Source organism: Leisingera sp. SS27 (assembly GCF_028368855.1).
Classification (GTDB): Bacteria; Pseudomonadota; Alphaproteobacteria; order Rhodobacterales; family Rhodobacteraceae; genus Leisingera.
In genome coordinates, this window is sequence record NZ_JAQNCY010000003.1 from 257,012 (window position 1) to 271,426 (window position 14,415).

A 14,415-nucleotide genomic window follows, 5' to 3' on the forward strand; every position below is an offset into this window, starting at 1 on the left:
GGAGCCCCGGCCGGTGCCTTAATCCCCGCGGAAGAAGGCGGCAACTTCAGTGATGATCTGCTGGTGTTTGGCGGCCCGCTCCGCGCCGCCGCCGCGGCAGATGATCTCGTCTCCGGGCTCTTCGGCAGCCAGAATGGCCTCTCCGGCGGGCGTGCAGATGCCCAGAAAGTCGAAATGCGAGAGCGTCTGCGGCTCGATGTAGCGCACGCTGGCGGCAGGCAGGGCGTTAACCAGCGCCCGGGATTCGATGTCCAGCGTCAGGCCGGAGTTCATGATGGGCGCACCGTAAACCAGCATCGGGCGGGTGATCCGTTCCAGGCTGCCCTCGTCGAAGCTTTGGGTGCCGCCCAGATCAAACAGTGCAAAAGCCTTGATCCGCGGATCGGAAAGATCTGCCTCCATGCGGGCGCGGTCCGCTGGTGTTTCGGCAATCTGCCAGCCCTTTAGAACACCGCAGACCAATTCCTCAGGCATTTGGCTGCAGGCGCGGGCCAGCTTGTCCGCATCGTAGCGCGCGCCGGCCAGCAGCGCCGCGGTGAAACCGCCGAGCGAATGACCGGCCATATAAATGCGGGCAGGATCAGCGAGCGCGGCAAGCTCCGGCGCGGTCAGAAGGTGATCAATGACGCGGGAGATGTCGCGCGGGCGCTGCCACAGCTGGCGGCTGAGGTCCGGCTCGCGCGACCAGGTGGAGGTACCGGGGTGGCTGATGGCCGCCACGGCAAAGCCTTGCCGGGCCAGCGCCGCGGCCAGCCAGGCCTGGTTCAGGGCGTTGCCGTACATGCCGTGCGACAGCACCACCAGCGGGAAGGGGCCGGGGGCGGGCTTGGCTGCCCGTGCGGCCAGCGGCGCCTCCCAGACCTTGCTGTCATAGACGGGTTCCAGCGCTGCGTTGTCTTCCGCCGGGTACCACAGAAGGCCGTCAAGCGGGCGGGTGTCTGCGGCTTCCGGGATATGCAGATCCCGCAGGCCGGGGCTGTAGCTCTGGGCAGAGGCCGCCGCAGCGGTGCACAGGAGGGCAAGGAGGTGCAGGAAGGGTTTCATGATGTGCTCCGGGTTCTGTTTCAGATGCCGCGGAACCTGTGCGGGCGGCGCAATTGCAGCAATGGCCGGGGCGCCCTATAGCTGTCCTGGAACCTGATGCAGGACAGGCCGGCAGGGAAAGAGGACAGATGGACAGCGCGGCAATGCTCACTTTTCCGCTGCCGGTGATGACTGCAGCCCTGTGCAGCGCCCTGGCGGTGCTGGTCTGGCGGGCAGAGCTTGGCTGCCGCCGGGCAAACCTGCTGTTTGCGGCCTTCTTTTGTCTCAGTGCGGTGTCGTCTCTGCTGGTCGGCCTGCGGTTCGGTTACGGTCTCAGCCCGCTGATCCCGCTGCAGCGTATCCTGCCGCTTTACTTCGGGCCGCTCCTGTATTTGGGGTTTGCGGCCTTGCTTGCCGAGGGCAGGCCGTTCAGGCGCCGGGCCGCGCTGCATATGGCAGCACCTGTGGCGGCGCTGGCACTGTTCTGGCTGCTGGTTGCGGATATGCGGCAGCTGGACTGGCTGATCAGCGCCAGCTACCTCGGCTATGCCGCCGCGCTGGCGCGCCTGTGGCGCAAGGGGCCGGACACGCTGGCGCAGGCGCGGCTGGACCGGGCGGGCCTGCTGCACCGGTGGATGCTGCGGGCGGCCGGGCTGCTGGTGTTTGTGCTGTTCCTGGACAGTGCGATTGCCGCTGATTTCGCCCTGTTTGGCGGCACCCATGTTCCGGCGCTGATCTCAGCCGGGACGGTGCCGCTGCTGGTCATGCTGCTGGCCATGCTTTGCGTCCTGCCTGCGGTATTTGCGGTGCCGGGGCGGTCTCCGGCCGCCGCTGCCCCGGCGCCAGCCGGCGCAGAGGCTGCAGGCACCGAAGAAAGGCTGCGGCAGCTGCTGCAGAAGGAGCAGCTGTTTCTGGATCCGGAGCTGTCGGTGCAGCGGCTGGCCAGGCGCCTGCACATCCCGGCGCGGGAGCTGTCCGCGGCGGTCAACCGCACGCAGGGCCAGAATGTTTCGCAATATGTGAACGGCTTCCGCCTGGCGCATGCGGCCGGGCTGCTGGAAAGCAGCAGCGGCAGTGTCACCAGTATCGCCGCCAGTTCAGGCTTCCTGTCGCGGTCCAATTTCTACCGCGAGTTCCAGCGGGTCTACGGTGAAACCCCGGCAGAATACCGCAGGCTGCGCGCAGCAGAGGGCACCGGCGCCTGAAACCGCGCGGGTGCGCGGCGCCTCCGGCGGCAGCATCTGCAACCGGAAAGAAGCAGCCGGTCCCGCAGCGCGCCGCAAGGCGCGCTGCCATGCCCAACGCCTGGGCCGGGCAGCTTTGCTGCATGGCCAGGGGGCGGGAGTACCTGCTGGAAGGCTGCATTCTGCAACTTGCCCCCGCGCAGCTTCGGCGCAGGGCGGTCCGGTGCCGGGGCACTGTCAGGCGATGATGTCCGGGGTCAGCCGGTCTTCGATCAGGGCGATCTTGTCTTTCAGGATGAGTTTCTGCTTTTTCAGGCGGCGGATCGTCAGCTGATCGGCGGTGCCGCGCTCCTCCAGCGCGGCGATGGCCTCGTCCAGATCACGGTGCTGCCTGCGGAAAACCTCGAGCTCGACCTTCAGGACTTCATCCGTCTTCATCGACACATCTGTGGGTGCATTCATGGGAGACTCAATCGGGCTTAAGAATGAAGTAAGGCTGAAGATACTTCGTTAAGGGCTTTTCCGCTAGACCTATGGGCACATGGTCTTGTGAATCCATAAAGAACTTCCCATATTCTTGGGGAAGCGGCTGCCGGAAGCGGGGCCGCGGTATCCGTCGCTTTGGCATAAAGGACGAACAGCGTGTCGAAACTAACCTTGGGCTCTTACCCGCATATGCTGGGGTTCGAGCAGCTGGAACGCCTACTGGAACGCTCGGCAAAATCGGGCAACGAAGGCTATCCCCCCTATAATATCGAACAGACATCAGACCATTCCTACCGCATCACCCTGGCCGTGGCCGGTTTCGCCGAAGAGGATCTGGCGATCACCGTCGAGGACCGCCAGCTGGTGATCCGCGGCCGCCAGCGCGACGACAGCGAGGGGCGGGTGTTCCTGCACCGCGGCATCGCGGCGCGCCAGTTCCAGCGCATGTTCGTGCTGGCCGATGGCGTCGAAGTGGGCGAGGCGGTGATGGAGAACGGGCTGCTGCATGTGGATCTGACCCGTGCGCGTCCCGAAACCGTGGTTCAGACGATCAGTATCAGAAAGGGGTAAGAGCAATGCATACACCGTTTGACTTCAAGGAGACCGGCGACCGGACCGTCTATGTGAAGGCGGTTGCGGTGGCAGATCTTCCCAAGGACGTGCAGGAAAACGCCGGCGGGCGCGAGCTGCTCTATGCCGTGCATGATGCGACAGGCGGCCAGCTGGCGCTGGTGGCCGACAGGCATCTGGCCTTTGTGCTGGCGCGCCAGAACGACATGACGCCGGTGCCGGTGCACTGAACCGCGCTGAGCGGCCGGTGCATTGATCCGGCCACAGGCTGCGGTGCAGTTGCCGGAAACAGCTTGATGTTTTTGCAGACAGGCTCCCATTTGGGGGCCTGATTTGTTTTGACCGGCTGATTTTGCAGAAGGGGCTTTGAATGTTCAGGAATTTCCGCCCGCTGGTTCGGGCGCTGGGGCTGGCGCTTGGACTGGCAGTAATGTCAGCACCCGCGAGTGCTGACCCGTTTGTGACATGCGTCCAGCAGCAGCTGAAAGATCTGGGATATGCTCCCGGTCAGCCGGACGGGCGCCTGTCGCCGCAGACCAAGGCCGCCTGGCAAGCGATGAAACAGGCGCAGGCCAGGTCTGGAGTGCTGGCCGGTCTTCCCGCTCTGGCTCCGAAAACCGCCATTCACTGGTGCCGTGAGCTGCCGGTTCTGAACGGCGGGCTGAAACGGTATCTGCTGTCCGCCGCGCCAGTGCGCATTCTGGCGGATGCTCCCAATGTGGAAAAGGGCATCCGGCAGGCGCATGACCGGGTTTTGCGGTTTATGGACCGGGAATACGGGATCGTACTGGCCGGGCATATCGGTATTGCAGCGGCTGGCGGCACCAAAGAGGTTCAGGGCTTTGTGCGCCATTTGCTGCGCGATATGTCCAGCGCGCGCTTTAATCCGGATGCGTCGATTGCGGCTCATTGCAAGAACACCTTCGGCGTTGCGGGGGCAGCCTATCTCAAGTTCATGTATATATGCTGGGATAATCCGCATCAGGCGGACGACGCCTGGCTCAAGCGATCCCGCAAATGGCTTGGATCGATGATGGCGCATGAATATATGCATCTGTTTCAGGCTGAACTGGGCGGAGCCCGTTCCGAAGGGTTCAATGGCCGCGCAGTACGTGCTCGTATGGGCCCCGCATGGCTGGTGGAGGGCAGCGCCGAAGTGGTGGCGGCGCGGTTCGGCAAGAAGGCCCTGCGCCTGCGCGCGCCGGGTCTTCCGGAGCTGCATCAGAGGTCGCTGAAGTCGCAGAAGAGCCTTAATGGCATGCGGGCGCACAAGACGGTCAGAACCGAAGGCGACTACGATTTGGCCCACTACGCGGTTCATGTCCTGACGCGGATCAGCGGTGAGGAAGCGCTGTTCAGCTTTTGGCGGCGGCTCAGCACAGGGCAAAGCTGGGATCAGGCGTTTCAGGGCACCTTTGGTCTTGGCATGGCAGAATTTGAGGCGCAGATTATGGAATTGCGCAAGCGGCCCGGCACGGAGCGGGCGTACATAACAAAAATGCGGCGGAGGAATTCGTGATGGCACAATTTGACTTTGACTGGGTGGATGCCTTCTCGGACCGGGCGTTCGGCGGTAATGGCTGTGCGGTGGTGCATGGCGGGGCGCATCTGCCGGAGGCGGTCTGCACCGCCTATGTGCGGGAAACCTCGCTGGTGGAATGCACGTTTACAGGACCGTCGGAAGTGGCGGATGTGAAGGTGCGCTATTTTCTGGCCAGCCGCGAGATCCCCTTTGCCGGCCATCCGACCATCGCCACGGTGGCGGCGATGCGGGACCGGGGGCTGATCGCGGGCGGCAGCATCACCCTGGAGACCGGCGCCGGCATCGTGCCGGTGCGGCTGGACGGCGATCTGATCGAGATGACGCAGGTTGCGCCGGAGTTCGGCCCCTTTGCCGATCCGGCACTGGTGGCGGCGGCGGTGAGCCTGCCGGTGGAGGCGATCGTGGGGCAGCCGCAGAAGGTCTCCACCGGGCTGCCGTTCTGCGTCACCGTGCTGAAGGACCGCGCAGCGCTGGAGGCGGCAGAGCTGAACCTGGATGCACTGGCGGTGCTGGGCAAATCGCTGGGTGCTGACGGTATCGACATGATGGAGCCGTTTCTGGTCACGCTGGAAGGGGCAACCGGGGCAGGCGATACCTTTTCGCGCCTCTTGATGGCGCCGCCGAGCCCGCCGGAGGATCCCTTTACCGGGTCGGCTACCGGCGCGATGGCGTCCTACCTGTGGCGCCATGGCCTGATGGACAAGGAAGAGTTCACCGCCGAGCAGGGTCACGGAATGGGCAGGCCGGGCCAGGCGCGGGTGGCACGGGTTGGATCGCCGGATGCGCTGGAAGGCGTGCGGGTTGCTGGCGAAGGATTTGTGCTGATGCGCGGCACGGTGGATTTGCCGGACTGCCTGTAACCGGAGGGCCGCGAAAGCCGGTTCAGGTCCGGGCGTCCGAAAGGTCACGCAAAGACGGGATGCCCCGGTCGTCCGCTTTTGGCACGATGCGCCAGGCGGCGTTGACAAAACACACCAAGGCAAAGCCCAAGAGGCCGATGCACAGGAAGGTCACCAGCAGCTGGCCGTATGTTCTGTCCTGCAGCCAGTCAAACGCTGTGCCGAGCCCCCCGGCCTGGCTGCGGGAGGCAAAGGCGGCGGCCTGCACCATCAAAAGGCCGATGATGCCGGTCGCGGCGCCATTGGCAGCCATGCCGGCCTTCAGCACCAGGTTCAGATGCAGGGTTGTCGGGTTTCCCTTGAGATGGCTGCGGTAGCCTTCGGTCCAGGCCTTGTAAAGATAGTAGCCGCCGGCAGCGAGCGTCAGCGCACCGGCAGTGCCCATGGCCGTCTGGCCTGCGGGAGATGCAAGAAGCCGGTTTGCAAGATCGGTCTTGCCGAGCCCTTCGGATCGTCCCAAAAGCACGGTGATGGCCAAAAGGCCGAGGCCCAGATGCACGAGGCCGGTGGCGATCATGCCGGCCCTCGCAATCAGGCCCTTGGCGGTGTTGCCGTAGTCTTCGAGATCCCAGATGCTGTCCACGGCGCGCCAGGCGGCATAGGCAAACATGCCGAGCGCAATCAGCACCAGCACGGCCGTCCCCAGGAAGCCCCGCAGCCCGCCCATCGCTTCTGCGGTGCCTTCGGCGTCGCCGCCGTGCCAGATCGACCACAGCGAAGCACTGGCGACCAGCAGGTAAACCAGCCCGCGCCCGGCGTAGCCTGCGCGCATGACCGGCACCGCCCAGGCGAAATGGCCGGGTGTTTCGTGTTTCGGATCGATGCTGCGGTTACTGGTCGGGCGGGAGCTGGGAGGCATTCCTGGCCTTTCACTGCTGCATTGGAGGTCGGGCAGGAAAAGAACGCCTGCGCCGGCAGAAAGTTCCCGCCGGCGCCATTGACCGCTGCTGTCTCTAATCCGTGCTGCAGCCTTCCTGCAGGAAGTCACGGATCAGGGAATGGAACAGGGCTGGTTTTTCCAGGTGCACAGCATGGGCGGCGCCGGGCACCACCGACAGGCGCACGTTGGGCAGGTTGGTCCACAGCGATTCCACCTGGGGCCACCGGTAGGAGCGGTCGGAATCGCCCCAGACCACCAGCGTCGGCATGGTCAGCCGCGGCAGAGCCTGCCGTCCGTCCCAGCCCGCCATAGCTTCCAGCGCGGCCAAAGCGGCCTGGGGGCTGGCCTGGTCGCCGATCCGTGTCAGCAGCGGGTAGCCGCGCGCCTTGGTGCCTGATTTGAACCAGGTTGCCCCGATGCGCGCGATGGTCTTTGCCACGCCGTCGGCCAGCAGCCGTTCGCGCGAGACGGTGATGGGTTCGAACCGGTCCGGCATCAGGCCGAGCGGGCCAGTGCCATAGAGGATCAGCTTCTGCACGGCATCGGGCCGGGCTGCGGCCATTTCCTGGGCGATCATGCCGCCCATGGAATGGCCCATGAGGATGAACTCCGGAACATTCAGGCTGTCGAGCAGGGCAAGCACCGCCTCTGCCATTGCGGCGATGGTGCTGCAGCCGGGCAGGCCTGCGGCTGCGCCAAAGCCTGGAAGGTTGGGAGCGATGACATCGTATTCGCCGCTGAAGGCATCGATTTCGCTTTGCCACTGGTCCGCACCGCCGAGGTAGCCGTGCACCAGCACCAGAACCGGGCCGGAGCCGGAACGCAGATAGGGGAGGTTTGGCATCAGCGCATCTGCTCCGGCAGCCACAGCGCCACGTCGGGCGACAGGATGAGAATAGAGATGAGCAGGATCATCGCAGCGATGAAAGGCAGGCAGCCCATGATCACGTCGCCGATGCTCACCTGTTCGCGGCCGATGGCCTGGATCACATAGAGGTTCAGCCCCACGGGCGGCGTCAGCACCGCGATTTCCATGGTGATGGTGTAGACGACACCGAACCAGATCAGATCAAAGCCGGCTGCGTCCATCAGCGGGTAGATGGTCGGCAGCGTGATGAAGGTCATCGACACCGGTTCCAGGAACATGCCAAGGACGATGTAGAACACCAGCACGATGGCCAGGACCGTGTAGGGTGACAGCTCAAACGACAGGAACAGGTCGGTGAACTGCTGAGGCACCCGGTAGTAGGTCAGCACGAAGCCGAACAGCACGCCGGCCGACAACAGCAGCCCAAGGTAGCCCATGGTGCGCATGGTGGCAAAGATCGCCCCCTTGAAGCCAAGCCAGTTCAGGTCGCCGACCCAGAAGGCCAGCACCACGGTCAGGAGGGCGGCGACAGCGGCGGCCTCGGTCGGGGTGGCGATGCCTGCGTAGATCGCGACAGTGATCACCAGGCCGATCAGGATAACCGGGCCGATGGTGCTGAGGATCATCTTCAGCGGCATCTTGGCGGCGTCTTCGCTGCCGGGGATGTCCTCGGGCTTCATCATGCCCCAGACCAGCACCACCACCACAAAGCTGGAGACCAGGATCAGCCCGGGGATTACGCCTGCAATGAACAAATCACCGATGCTTTGGTCTGTCACGATGCCGTAGAACAGCAGGATCAGGCTGGGCGGGATCAGCACCGACAGTGTGCCGCCTGCGGCCAGCACGCCGCTGGACAGCCGCTTGCCGTAACCCAGCCGCAGCATTTCCGGCAGGGCGACGCCGCCGATGGTGAGCGCCCCCACCATCGAGGAGCCGCAGACCGCCCCGAAGCCTGCGCTGGCGCCGATGGAGCCATAAGCGGCAGAGCCCTTGATCCGCACGCCCTGATGCAGGAACTGGTAGAGGTTGGGGCCGATGCTGGAACGTCCGATCAGTTCCCCCAGGAAGACAAACAGCGGCACCGCCAGCAGGATATAGTCGATCCAGACGCCCCAGAGCTTCAGTTCAGACGAGACAATGGAGGTTTCCCAGCCCTGGATCTGCCAGAGGAACGGCAGCGAGGCCGCCGCCAGGGCAAAGGGGATGGGCAGGCCGATGGTGATGAACATCATCAGCAGGCCCAGCAGGCCAAGGCCAACAGTATACCATTCCATTAGAGGTCTCCCGTAGGGGCCGGGGTGCTGATCAGGCGGATCAGACGCAGCGCGGCATATAATGAGAACAGCACCAGCGCCGTCGCGCCGGGAGCCCAGAACAAATAACGGGGCCAATGCAGGATTTCGGAGGCAACGCCCGAGTTGAACGAACGGATCGTGGCGCTGACCCCGGCATAGGCAAAGAAACTGCCGACCCCCAGCATCAGGATGTGATTGATGATATCCAGCAGCCGCCGGGCACCGGGGCGGAGCAGCTCCGTGATCATCGTGACCTTGGGAAAGGCATCTTCGCGCAACGCATAGGCGAGGCCGGCAAAGGCGACCGGAAACAGCAGCAGGGCGGTGGCTTCTGTCACCATCCGGTCGGGTTTTCCCAGGCCGTAGCGCACAAAGACACCGTAAGAGATCCAAAGCATCTGAACCAGAACCACAGCGGCGCCCGCTCCGGCCAGCCAGACGACGACGCGTTCCACGGCCCGGATCAGGCGGTCTAAACCGTCATCCATGACAGGGCTCCTTGTTGGAGGTCTTCAGATCCCGGCGGCGGGCAAGGTGCCGCACCGCCGGGCCGGGGGGAGCCTTAGGGCGCGTGGCTGGCCAGCAGGGAGCGGATGCTGTCGGCCATTTCCGCGCCGCAGGCCTCGTTCACCGTTTCATCCCATTTGGGTTTGACGCTGGCGATCAGGGCTTCGCGCTGCTCGTCCGGAATGGACACCGCCGCACCGCCGCCCTGCATGACCGCATTGCCGACCTGCTGATCAACCCAGGCCTCATAGTGCGGCTGCAGCCATTTTTCGGTCTCTGCCGCAGCCGCCGTCAGCGCCGCCTGTTCCTCTGCGGTCAGCGCGTCGAACTTGTTCTTGTTCATCATGTACTGGATGTTGCCATAGAACAGGTTGGCGTTGACCATGTAGGGCATCACGGTCCACAGCTTCCAGGAGCTGTAGGTGGCAACCCCCATGTTGATGCCATCCACGACACCGCGTTCAGCCGACTGGAACACTTCCTTGGGCGCCACGAACACCGGCTCGCCGCCCCAGGTCTCAATCATCATGCTGACCAGCGGCCCGATGGAGCGGACCAGCTTGCCGTCCAGGTTGCCGATGTCGCTGATCGGCTCCTCGAACCACCATTCCTGATCGTAGGAGTAATTCGAGTTGAACAGCGGCACGAGGCCAGCGTTTGCGGCCTCATCCCGGATCAGCTCGGCATAGGCAGCATCAAGCCCGGTCTGGTCTTCCAGGCTGACCTCGGCCGGATACAGCGACGTGACCGCATAGCAGGGCAGGCGGTTGTCGGCGTTGATCCAGCTGATGTCGGAGACGCCGCCCTGAACGGAATCGACGCCCTCGGACCAGCCGTGCAGGGTGGCTGAGGGGAACACCTCAACCTTGACGGAGCCGCCGGTCTTTTCCGCCACGAGGTCCGCAAAATGGGTGAAGCCCTGATAGCGGATGTCGGATTCGTTCACATAGGTGCTGAGACGCAGCGTGGTCTCGGCGGAGGCCGCGCCTGCGGCCAGGGCAGCCGCCAGGGCAACCGCGGATGTTGTCGTTCTGATCATTCGTTCCTCCCTTGAAACTCGGGCTTCATGACGGCTCTTAAGGACGCCGGGCCCGTGGCTCCCCCTTTTGGTGATTTTGGCCTGAGGCCCGGGATGCCTGCCAGAAAGGCTAGGTGCTGCCGTGCGGGGTTGGCCAACTCAAATATTTCATTAAACTATGCAGAAAACGCATAGACGTTTGTTTCCAGCATATTGGCGTTGATCGGGAGGTCTGTGATGGACATCAACTGGCTGCGGGACTTTACCTGCCTGGCACGGACGCTGAATTTCACCCGCGCCGCGGAAGAGCGGAATATCACCCAGTCCGCCTTCAGCCGGCGGATCAAATCGCTGGAGATCTGGATGGGAGTGCCGCTGATCAAACGGTCCAGCTACCCGGTGCAGCTATCTGAGGCGGGCCAGCAGTTTTTGCCGGTAGCGCTGGAACTGATTGCGGACCTCACCGACATCCGCCAGACCCTGCGGGCGCAGGAGCAGGGCAGCACCGCGTTTCAGCGCGTTGCGGTGCTGCATACGATCTCGGTCAATTACCTGTCGCTGCGGATTGCCGAACTGGAGGACAGTATCCCGAACCTGCGGGTGCGGATCTATTCGGACAACCTGCGCACCTGCTGCCAGCTGCTGTCGGAAGGCACCTGCGATTTCCTGCTGTATTACCGGCACAAGGACGTCCAGCCGGTCTTCGATGAGGCGCAATTCGCGCGCAAGGACATCGGCACTGAGCTGATGCTGCCGGTGGCGGAAGCCGCCGCGGCCAGGGCCGGGGGCTGGGACCTGGACCGCGGCGGGCGTGAACTGTTTCCCTATCTGGGTTATGACCCCAGCAGTTTCCTCGGGTCGGTGGTTGATCAGACCATCGGCAGCCGCACGCCGCCTTTGTCGCTGCGCTACATGGATGCGCTGACCGAGGCCATCAAACGCCGGATGATGTCCGGCAGCGGTATCGCCTGGCTGCCCGAAAGCGTGGTGGCGGCGGAGCTCGCCGCGGGCCGGGTGGTTCAGGTCGGCGGCCCTGCCTGGCAGGCAGAGCTGACCCTGTCGCTGTTTTGCTCGCTGGAGCGCCTGGACAAGACAGGGCTGCAGGTGTGGGAAGCGCTATGAGAGGCCGGGGCCGTCCGGCGCATCGCCCAGCAGGCGCCAGACGGCTTCCTGCTGACGGCTGCTGCGCCCGGCGAGGCGGATCATCACCACGCTCAGCTCTTCCGCGGGCAGGCCGGGCACGCGCAGCAGGCGGGCGGCTTCAAGATGCGGCCTGACCAGGCTCAGCGGCAGCCAGGCAACGCCGATCCCGTCCAGCGCATATTCGCAGGCCGCCAGCGTCAGCGCGGTTTCGGCCTTGGGCAGCAGCACGGTGCCGTCCGGCAGCCGGGGTTGAATCGCGTGGCTGGCTACCCGGCCGAGAAACACATCGGACGGGTAGGTGATTGCGGGGATTTCGGTTTGCTCCAGCGCGGCCATAAGGGAGGGCGCTGCCACCGGCACCAGCTGGTCGGTTCCCAATGCGCGGGTGCCGAAGGCATCGGGCAGCGCAAGGTTTCCGCCGCCGGTCCAGTCATAAGCGACGGCGAAATCGGCTTCGCCTGACAGCAGCTGCATCAGGCAGGCATCGCGGTTGCCTGAGCGGACCCGCACCGGCTGGTCCTGTGCGGAGGTCAGCAGTTTCACGATCCAGGGCGAGATGGTTGCCGTGATCGCGTGCTGGCAGGCAAAGGCAACGCCGCGGCCGCCGCTCTCGACCGATATCTTCAGGTCGTGCTCCAGGCGGCGCAGGCGGGCGCTGAGTTCGCGCAGTTCAGGCTCCATCGCCATAACGCCGGGCAGGATCGTCACCGGCTTGCGGGCGCGGTCGAACAGTTGGAGGCCAAGGCGGGTCTCGATGCCGCGCACCCGCCGGGTGAAGGCGGGCTGAGTCAGCAGACGCTGTTCTGCCGCGCGCGCCAGAGAGCCTGTGTCAATCACCGCAAGTATGTCGTCAATCCAGTCCAGCTGCATGGCGGCAGGATACTTGGAAAACCCTGTAACATGCAAGGAAGGCAACTTAAGGTGCGAATTTTGCATTAGTTTACCGGAATAAGGCCAGTTAACTTGCCTTAAATCCACTTTAGGAGAGCCCTATGCATCTTGCCCGCTTCCCCCGCCGTTTCATCGCCCATCTGCCCACGCCGCTGGAGCGGCTCGACCGTCTGAGCAAGGAGCTGGGCGGGCCCGAGATCTGGATCAAGCGGGACGATTGCACCGGGCTGTCCACCGGCGGCAACAAAACCCGCAAGCTGGAGTTCCTGATGGCAGAGGCGGAGCTGCAGGGGGCCGACATGGTCATGACCCAGGGCGCCACCCAATCGAACCATGCCCGCCAGACCGCAGCCTTTGCAGCCAAGCTGGGGCTGGACTGCCATATCCTGCTGGAGGACCGGACCGGATCGAACAACGCGAACTACAACAACAACGGCAACGTTTTGCTGGACCACCTGCATGGCGCCACAACTGAAAAACGTCCGGGCGGTCTGGACATGAATGCCGAAATGGAGGCCGTTGCCGAGACGTTCCGCGCAGATGGCCGCAAGGTCTATACGATCCCCGGCGGCGGTTCCAACGCCACGGGTGCCCTGGGCTATGTGAACTGCGCATTTGAAATCCTGCAGCAGGCGAATGCCGGCGGGCTGCAGATCGACCACATCGTGCACGCCACCGGCTCTGCCGGCACCCAGGCGGGGCTGATCACTGGCCTTAAGGCAATGAACGCACAGATCCCGCTCCTGGGCATCGGTGTCCGGGCGCCCAAGCCCAAGCAGGAAGAGAACGTTTATAATCTGGCCTGTGCCACGGCGGAGAAGCTGGGCTGCGCCGGCATCGTGCAGCGCGAGGATGTGGTGGCCAACACCGATTACGTCGGCGAGGGCTATGGCATCCCGACTGAGGGCGGGCTGGAAGCGATCCGCATGTTTGCCGAGCTGGAAAGCATCCTGCTGGATCCGGTTTATTCCGCCAAGGGAGCGGCCGGCTTTATTGATCTGATCCGCAAGGGCCATTTCAAGAAAGGTGAGCGGGTGGTATTCCTGCATACCGGCGGCGCGGCGGCGCTGTTCGGCTATGACAGCGCGTTCGACTTTGCGGGCCGCTGGAAATCAGCCTGATCTGACCCTTGAAGGAGGTACCGGCAGAAGACATGCGCACGCCCAGACCGATAGGCATCCTTGGCGGCATGGGGCCGGAGGCGACAGTGCTGATGATGCAGCGCATCATCAGCTGCACCCCTGCGGCACGTGATCAGGACCATATCCAGCTGCTGGTGGACTGCAATCCGCAGGTGCCGTCGCGGATTGATCACCTGATCCGCCGCACCGGCCCGGATCCGGCTCCGGTGCTGGCCGGGATGGCGCAGCAGCTGGAGGCGATGGGGGCCAGGGCGCTGGTGATGCCCTGCAATACCGCGCATTTCTACGCGCCGGCCATCACCGCCGCCTGCGGCATTCCCCTGATCAGTATGATCGAGGCGGTGCCCGAAGCGATCAAGGCATCGGGGCTGCCGCTGCGGAGTGCCGGCATACTGGCGTCGCCGGCGGTGCGGATGACGGGAATTTATGAAGCTCCTGCAAGGGCGCGCGGGCTGGAGCCGCTCTATTGCAGTGAGGAGGACGAGCTTCTGCAGCTGATCCAGACGATCAAGGCAGAGGGCGTCACAGACCTCTCCCGCCGAAGGCTGGGTGAGCTGGCGGCCGGCCTGCGGGCGGCTGGGGCAGACTGCATCGTGACCGCCTGCACCGAATTTTCGCTGCTGTTCGACGGGCTGGAGGCGGATGTTCCTGCGTTTGACGCGTTGAACGAGGTCAGCCGGGCCGTTGTCGCATTTGCCATGCAGGATGTGCGGCAGGGGGAGGCGCCCGGAGGGGGCTAGGATCCCGTTGCGCGCGGACGGCGGGGGCGTGGAGGGGCTGCGCTTGGGACGGAACCGGCCTTGGGCTTCCTGCCTTCGCTGACGCAACAGTTGCTGGCTCATGCGGCACAGCTTTTGCCGCGGTGCAGTCAGCTCCGCAAAGGCAGCCGCTGCCAGACGAATTGCTGGTCTCACCGAACCTGCATTTTCACTGCAGCAGGGCCGCACAGGCAAGAAGCGGCTT

General features: G+C 64.3%; 16 protein-coding genes. 8 read left to right on the forward strand and 8 right to left on the reverse strand.

The window, feature by feature from the left end; translation table 11 throughout:
- Positions 1-18 precede the first annotated feature (18 nt).
- Positions 19-1,044, reverse strand: coding sequence for an alpha/beta hydrolase family protein (locus tag N6L27_RS09190; protein WP_271906947.1), 1,026 nt, complete (start codon positions 1,042-1,044; stop codon positions 19-21).
- Positions 1,045-1,172: 128 nt separating this feature from the next.
- On the opposite strand from N6L27_RS09190, the gene N6L27_RS09195 reads away from it, so the two are divergent.
- The gene (locus tag N6L27_RS09195; protein WP_271906948.1) at positions 1,173-2,228 is read left to right on the forward strand and encodes a helix-turn-helix domain-containing protein; all 1,056 of its coding nucleotides are present in this window, start codon (positions 1,173-1,175) and stop codon (positions 2,226-2,228) included.
- 216 nt (positions 2,229-2,444) lie between these two features.
- Here the strand turns inward: N6L27_RS09195 and N6L27_RS09200 are convergent, their stop codons facing one another.
- Positions 2,445-2,669 carry a YdcH family protein gene (locus N6L27_RS09200; RefSeq protein ID WP_039185773.1) on the reverse strand — a complete coding sequence of 75 codons (225 nt, stop codon included), beginning with the start codon at positions 2,667-2,669 and terminating at the stop codon, positions 2,445-2,447.
- A gap of 180 nt (positions 2,670-2,849) precedes the next feature.
- On the opposite strand from N6L27_RS09200, the gene N6L27_RS09205 reads away from it, so the two are divergent.
- From N6L27_RS09205 to N6L27_RS09220, 4 genes are all read left to right on the forward strand, one after another.
- A complete protein-coding gene (locus N6L27_RS09205; RefSeq protein ID WP_019298576.1) occupies positions 2,850-3,263 on the forward strand; it encodes an Hsp20 family protein in 414 nt (137 codons plus the stop codon).
- Between the two features lie 5 nt (positions 3,264-3,268).
- Positions 3,269-3,493, forward strand: a complete 225-nt coding sequence (locus N6L27_RS09210; protein WP_271906949.1) for a DUF1150 family protein — start codon at positions 3,269-3,271, stop codon at positions 3,491-3,493.
- A gap of 140 nt (positions 3,494-3,633) precedes the next feature.
- The gene (locus tag N6L27_RS09215; RefSeq protein WP_271906950.1) at positions 3,634-4,782 is read left to right on the forward strand and encodes a peptidoglycan-binding domain-containing protein; all 1,149 of its coding nucleotides are present in this window, start codon (positions 3,634-3,636) and stop codon (positions 4,780-4,782) included.
- Positions 4,782-5,666 (forward strand): PhzF family phenazine biosynthesis protein, encoded by an 885-nt coding sequence (locus N6L27_RS09220; RefSeq protein ID WP_271906951.1) that lies wholly within the window; start codon positions 4,782-4,784, stop codon positions 5,664-5,666. Before N6L27_RS09215 ends, N6L27_RS09220 begins: the two co-directional genes overlap by 1 nt.
- Positions 5,667-5,688: 22 nt before the next feature.
- Here N6L27_RS09220 and N6L27_RS09225 read toward each other — a convergent pair whose 3' ends face one another.
- The 5 genes from N6L27_RS09225 to dctP form a co-directional block, all read right to left on the reverse strand.
- On the reverse strand, positions 5,689-6,564 hold the full coding sequence (locus N6L27_RS09225) for a DUF1206 domain-containing protein (protein WP_271906952.1): 876 nt from the start codon (positions 6,562-6,564) through the stop codon (positions 5,689-5,691).
- A 94-nt stretch (positions 6,565-6,658) separates the two neighbouring features.
- A complete protein-coding gene (locus N6L27_RS09230; protein ID WP_271906953.1) occupies positions 6,659-7,429 on the reverse strand; it encodes an alpha/beta fold hydrolase in 771 nt (256 codons plus the stop codon).
- Complete coding sequence (locus N6L27_RS09235; protein ID WP_271906954.1) at positions 7,429-8,730, reverse strand: TRAP transporter large permease; 1,302 nt, start codon at positions 8,728-8,730, stop codon at positions 7,429-7,431. Before N6L27_RS09235 ends, N6L27_RS09230 begins: the two co-directional genes overlap by 1 nt.
- Positions 8,730-9,239, reverse strand: a complete 510-nt coding sequence (locus tag N6L27_RS09240; protein ID WP_271906955.1) for a TRAP transporter small permease — start codon at positions 9,237-9,239, stop codon at positions 8,730-8,732. Before N6L27_RS09240 ends, N6L27_RS09235 begins: the two co-directional genes overlap by 1 nt.
- A gap of 74 nt (positions 9,240-9,313) precedes the next feature.
- The gene (gene dctP, locus N6L27_RS09245; protein ID WP_271906956.1) at positions 9,314-10,297 is read right to left on the reverse strand and encodes a TRAP transporter substrate-binding protein DctP; all 984 of its coding nucleotides are present in this window, start codon (positions 10,295-10,297) and stop codon (positions 9,314-9,316) included.
- Positions 10,298-10,513: 216 nt separating this feature from the next.
- On the opposite strand from dctP, the gene N6L27_RS09250 reads away from it, so the two are divergent.
- On the forward strand, positions 10,514-11,398 hold the full coding sequence (locus tag N6L27_RS09250; protein WP_271906957.1) for a LysR family transcriptional regulator: 885 nt from the start codon (positions 10,514-10,516) through the stop codon (positions 11,396-11,398).
- On the opposite strand, the gene N6L27_RS09255 is transcribed toward N6L27_RS09250, so the two are convergent.
- Positions 11,393-12,289: a LysR family transcriptional regulator gene (locus N6L27_RS09255; RefSeq protein WP_271906958.1), complete on the reverse strand. Its 897-nt coding sequence runs from the start codon at positions 12,287-12,289 to the stop codon at positions 11,393-11,395. The two genes, N6L27_RS09250 and N6L27_RS09255, sit on opposite strands and share 6 nt — an antisense overlap.
- Before the next feature lie 122 nt (positions 12,290-12,411).
- Between N6L27_RS09255 and N6L27_RS09260 the strand changes: the two genes are divergently transcribed.
- Together N6L27_RS09260 and N6L27_RS09265 are read left to right on the forward strand one after the other, a co-directional pair.
- Entirely contained in the window at positions 12,412-13,431 is a 1,020-nt protein-coding gene (locus tag N6L27_RS09260) for a D-cysteine desulfhydrase (protein WP_271906959.1), read from the forward strand.
- A 32-nt stretch (positions 13,432-13,463) separates the two neighbouring features.
- The gene (locus tag N6L27_RS09265) at positions 13,464-14,192 is read left to right on the forward strand and encodes an aspartate/glutamate racemase family protein (RefSeq protein ID WP_271906960.1); all 729 of its coding nucleotides are present in this window, start codon (positions 13,464-13,466) and stop codon (positions 14,190-14,192) included.
- Positions 14,193-14,415 lie beyond the last annotated feature (223 nt).